Below are 4,772 nucleotides of genomic sequence, written 5' to 3' on the forward strand. Positions count from 1 at the left end.
GAGGGGCTGAGAGGGTTCTACTTGCTGCTCAATCGGCTTTTGACCAGGGTGAATATCGTTGGGTAGCCGATACTGACTGGCTCGATAAGACCCCTGAAGAGCGGCACCATGCCATGACATGGATGCAGCGACTTAAGCGAGTCTTCAATATTGATATTGAGGTTTGCGAGCACTGTGGAGGGCATGTCAAAGTGATTGCCAGCATTGAGGATCCGGACATAATCGAGCAGATTCTTAAACATCTCAAACAGAAGGCGGCCAAAGCCGATACTAACCATCACAACCAGCCGCCAGAGCGAGCCCCACCACTGACTCCCAGCCTGTTCGGCCCATCGCAGACTCGTTTATTTAATTGACGCTCCTAAGCTCTCAATCCATGTACTGTCAGCCTTTGCGGCAGGCCGGTGGGGCAACTGTCGGCTAAAGATCCATTCGCCAGGCACTTTTCGGTCAAATCGACCAAAATACGACCTTCTTTGGGCGCTGTGAAGCTAAATTCCGGGGCTTAGGCAATAAAAATGAGCGGCAATTTCGGGTATGCTACTTCATCCGAAGGGTGAAAAGGTGCTTTAAACGTCCTATACGCCTCAATTCGCCTTCAACGTGCCGGTAGCCGTACAAAATCGAAGCGGCAAAGGTGTGTGGCAAGTAAAAGGCGTCATGCTATTCATTTTTATCACTGACTTTTTGATAATGATGCTGAATGCTTTGCTGTCAGCTATCTATTTCTTTTAGACTACTCTATCGACAAGGCTTAGGAGACTTCTACCATGATTAAAGCATATGCAGCGTTTGAAGCAGGTGGTGAACTAAAACCATTCGAATACGATCCTGGTGATTTACCAGACGACCAAGTTGAAATTGCCGTCGAGCACTGCGGCATTTGCCACAGTGACCTAAGCATGCTCAACAACGAATGGGGAATGACCCAATACCCTTTTGTGCCCGGGCATGAGGTGATCGGCAAAGTGAACGCCATCGGTAAGCGCGTTAAGTCGATTCAAATTGGACAGACTGTCGGCTTAGGCTGGCACTCTGGCTACTGCATGAGCTGCTCGTCCTGCCATAGCGGCGACCATAACCTTTGCGCTTCAGCCCAAGGAACCATCATCGGTCATCACGGCGGATTTGCTGACAAGGTACGCGCGGAAGAAAGTAGCGTCGTTGCCTTACCCGAGGGTTTTGAAGAGCCTTCAGCCGCCCCTTTGTTTTGTGCTGGCGTGACCGTTTTCAATCCACTTGTTGAATACAACATTAAACCCATCGACACCGTTGGCGTCATTGGGATTGGTGGACTAGGCCACTTAGCCCTACAGTTTTTACGTGCCTGGGGCTGTGAAGTCTGGGCCTTTACCTCATCTGAAGCTAAAAAAGCTGAAGCCCTAGAGCTTGGTGCGCACTATACCGTTGACTCCAAAAACCCTGACGAACTCAACGCTCTGGCCGGCAAGTTTGACTTGGTCTTATCCACCGTTAATGTGAAACTCAAATGGAACCAATACGTCAATACACTCGCCCCCAAGGGCAAGCTACATTTTGTCGGTGCGACACTTGAGCCTTTAGATCTTAACGTATTTTCATTGATGGCCGGTCAACGCTCAGTGTCTAGCTCTCCTGTTGGGAGTCCGCAAGCACTGCGCAATATGTTGTCATTTGCAAAGCGACACGACATTAAACCCAAGGTTGAGCACTTCAAGTTCGACCAAGTCAATGAAGCGATAGCCAGACTTGAGAGTGGCAAGGCGCATTACCGAATTGTCTTAAGCAAATAGGAAATTAGAATGTCCAAAGTTAGTATCGATTTCCCGGATTACGCTCACTTCTCGATGTCGCAATCAGTTCGGATACAGGACGTAAATTACCGTAAGCACCTCGGCCATGACAAATTAGTCTCGATGATTCATGAAGCCAGGGCTGCTTTTTTTGAATCGATAGGTATATGTGAACTTGAAGACAGCGCTCAAGGCTACATTCTGGCAGACCTGCAAGTCATGTATATCGACGAGGCTTTTTTTGGTGATGAATTGGTATTTGATATTGCTGTCACGGAGGTGTCGAATAGAAGCTGCCAAATGCTCTACCGAGTCAGCAAAGCCACAGATGACAAAGATAAGCCAAAAATCATTACCTTGGCAAAGACCGGTGTGGTTTTCTATGACTATGAGCAAAGAAAGGCAATTTCAGTGCCGCAGAGTATTGTAGTGTTCTAATTTCTGCATCAGTTAATTTTCCAGGTAATCGACGTCTCTGCATAAGGGGTAACTCCTAAATCGAACTGAGAATTACCCCCAATTTACCCCCTAATAAAAATATGCAAGGGGTAAAGCATGACTGAATCTGACGCAATTGACCGGATATGAACGTACCTGAAAGGCGACAACCTACGCTAAGCCACTGTAAATATTGGACTTTGACAGTACTTGACTGTAATTGAATGAATCTGACTGAAATGAGTATGGTGCCCGGGGCCGGAATCGAACCGGCACGTCCCGAAGGACGACAGATTTTAAGTCTGTTGCGTCTACCAATTTCGCCACCCGGGCTTTGGGGGCTTTTACATTTAACACCAAAGGGATGCTAAATGGAGGCGCGAGCCGGAGTCGAACCGGCCTACGTGGATTTGCAATCCAGTGCATAACCGCTTTGCTATCGCGCCTTTAAACTTGTACTAAACAAGAGCTTCAAATTCTACCATAGGATTGCAGCAATCCAGTGCACTCTTGTTAATCGGGCAGAGCCCTAAGCGCTTTGCTATCGCGCCTTTAAACTTGTACTAAACAAGAGCTTCAAATTCTACCGTAGGATTGCAGCAATCCAGTGCACTCTTGTTAATCGGGCAGAGCCCTAAGCGCTTTGCTATCGCGCCTTTAAACTACACCGTAAACTATATCGATAAATCTTTATAGTCCACTAACAAAAAACCTCGGATAAATCCGAGGTTTTTTAGAATTTGGAGCGGGAAACGAGATTCGAACTCGCGACCCCAACCTTGGCAAGGTTGTGCTCTACCAGCTGAGCTATTCCCGCAGATCACTTCATATTTCATTGCAACACTCTAGTAAAAAACAACTTTTCGTTGCCTGTGTTGCTGAAGTGGCGCATATATTAACGGATTCGATTTAAGAGTCAAGCAATGTTTAAGAGAATAATTCACTTTTTTTCAGCTATCTATTTTCCGAGAAGCAGATCGATTATTTTTTATACCAAAGCAGTAATACTTACTCCGCTTCTAACTCTCTTCAGAGAATAAGTGCTCCCACGATGCTGTGAGATATTGGTACATTGACCATAGCGTAAGAATCGATGCGAAGTATATAAGGCCAATCCCAGACCAATAAAACCAGTCAGATTCAGGGCCTAGCAACAACAGCATAATGGAGCCCATCTGGCACATAGTTTTTAGCTTACCGATGAACGACACCGCAACATTATCACGTTTGCCCTGCTCTGCCATCCACTCTCGCAAGGCTGAAACGACAATTTCACGCCCAATAATAATCATCGCTGGAATCGTCACCCAGACAGAGTAATAGCTTTCGATTATCACCGCCAAGGACATTGCCACCATCAGTTTATCTGCGACTGGATCAAGAAAAGCACCAAAGGGTGTAGTCTGGTTCCACTTTCTTGCCAGGTAGCCATCAAGATAATCCGTACAACCTGCAATAAAAAATAACGCTGCAGCTAAGATGGCACTCGATTCTATCGGCAAGTAATACGCTACGACAAAAACCGGAATAAGAACAATTCTGGAAACGGTAAGGATATTTGGTAAATTCATGAAAACTTCTAGCTGCCTTAGTAATACTTTATTTACGAGCTATGGAGCGTCAAATAGATATGCTCTGCCAAACTCGTGCTAATTCCTGATACTTTTGCTATTTCTTCGGTCGACGCCTTTTTGATATTCGAGACGCTACCAAAATACTGCAGCAACGCTTTTCGCCTCTTAGCCCCTACCCCTTCAATATTCTCTAACGTTGATTGACGCCTTGCCTTATCTCTACGATTCCGGTGCCCGGTAATCGCAAAGCGGTGGGCTTCGTCCCGTATTTGCTGAATTAAATGCAACCCCGGATTATCAGAAGCACAGTCTATCGTTTTTAAGTGGCCAGCCTTTTCAGGTATTAGCAATGTTTCAAAGCCGGGTTTACGCGTAACACCCTTGGCAACGCCAATTACATTAAGATCTGACAAGTTTAACCTGTCGAAGACCTCAAGTGCCAGATTTAGTTGACCTTTGCCACCATCAATTAAAATCAGGTCTGGTCGTTTATCGGGGTTATCTTTCAATGCCTTGTAGCGCCTTTCCAGTGTCTGACGCATTGCAGCGTAGTCATCCCCTCCGGTAATACCTTCAATATTATAGGTCCGATAGTCCGACTTCATTGGCCCCGCCTCATTAAAGACAACACAGGAGCCCACTGTTTTTTCACCTGAGCTGTGGCTAATATCAAAGCACTCCATGCGTTTGGGTCGATCCTCAAGCTGCAGTAGTTCCGCCAGAGCATCGAACTTATGAAACATGTTTTCTTTATTAGCCAAGTGCGTTTGCAGGGCATTTTCTGCATTCGTGCTCGCTAGCTTAAGCCATTGCGCCTTTAATTGTTTCACCTTGGTAGAGATTTTCACCTTCTTACCAACTACCTGCTCGATGGCTTCGGTAATCAATGCCTGATTACTCAATGATTCGTTTAGAACAATCTCTCCCGGAATATCTCTAGACTCATTCTGGCCAATATAATATTGCTCGACAAAGCTCGACAGCATTT

General features: G+C 46.0%; 4 protein-coding genes, 3 tRNA genes and 1 pseudogene. 3 read left to right on the top strand and 5 right to left on the bottom strand.

Annotated elements, in window-relative coordinates:
- The 3 genes and pseudogenes from A3761_RS17695 to A3761_RS17705 form a co-directional block, all read left to right on the top strand.
- A pseudogene (locus A3761_RS17695) lies at nucleotides 1–356 on the top strand (hypothetical protein); the annotation flags it as partial.
- A 414-nt stretch (nucleotides 357–770) separates the two neighbouring features.
- Complete coding sequence (locus A3761_RS17700; RefSeq protein WP_068515794.1) at nucleotides 771–1,772, top strand: NAD(P)-dependent alcohol dehydrogenase; 1,002 nt, start codon at nucleotides 771–773, stop codon at nucleotides 1,770–1,772.
- Between the two features lie 9 nt (nucleotides 1,773–1,781).
- Nucleotides 1,782–2,210 (top strand): thioesterase family protein, encoded by a 429-nt coding sequence (locus A3761_RS17705; RefSeq protein WP_068514211.1) that lies wholly within the window; start codon nucleotides 1,782–1,784, stop codon nucleotides 2,208–2,210.
- Nucleotides 2,211–2,456: 246 nt separating this feature from the next.
- Here A3761_RS17705 and A3761_RS17710 read toward each other — a convergent pair.
- From A3761_RS17710 to uvrC, 5 genes are all read right to left on the bottom strand, one after another.
- Nucleotides 2,457–2,543 (bottom strand) — tRNA-Leu (locus A3761_RS17710).
- Nucleotides 2,544–2,582: 39 nt separating this feature from the next.
- Nucleotides 2,583–2,656 (bottom strand) — tRNA-Cys (locus tag A3761_RS17715).
- A 295-nt stretch (nucleotides 2,657–2,951) separates the two neighbouring features.
- Nucleotides 2,952–3,027, bottom strand: a tRNA-Gly gene (locus tag A3761_RS17720).
- Nucleotides 3,028–3,229: 202 nt separating this feature from the next.
- The gene (gene pgsA / locus A3761_RS17725) at nucleotides 3,230–3,781 is read right to left on the bottom strand and encodes a CDP-diacylglycerol--glycerol-3-phosphate 3-phosphatidyltransferase (RefSeq protein ID WP_068515797.1); all 552 of its coding nucleotides are present in this window, start codon (nucleotides 3,779–3,781) and stop codon (nucleotides 3,230–3,232) included.
- A 32-nt stretch (nucleotides 3,782–3,813) separates the two neighbouring features.
- On the bottom strand, nucleotides 3,814–4,772 hold a 959-nt coding region (uvrC, locus tag A3761_RS17730; protein WP_068750608.1), incomplete at its 5' end, for an excinuclease ABC subunit UvrC.

The sequence above is a fragment of the Oleiphilus sp. HI0123 genome (genome assembly GCF_001635315.1).

Coding starts and splice junctions, on each gene's coding strand:
- A3761_RS17700 (WP_068515794.1), top strand. CDS start 771: ATGATTAAAGCATATGCAGCGTTTGAAGCAGGTGGTGAACTAAAACCA.
- pgsA (WP_068515797.1), bottom strand. CDS start 3,781: ATGAATTTACCAAATATCCTTACCGTTTCCAGAATTGTTCTTATTCCG.
- A3761_RS17705 (WP_068514211.1), top strand. CDS start 1,782: ATGTCCAAAGTTAGTATCGATTTCCCGGATTACGCTCACTTCTCGATG.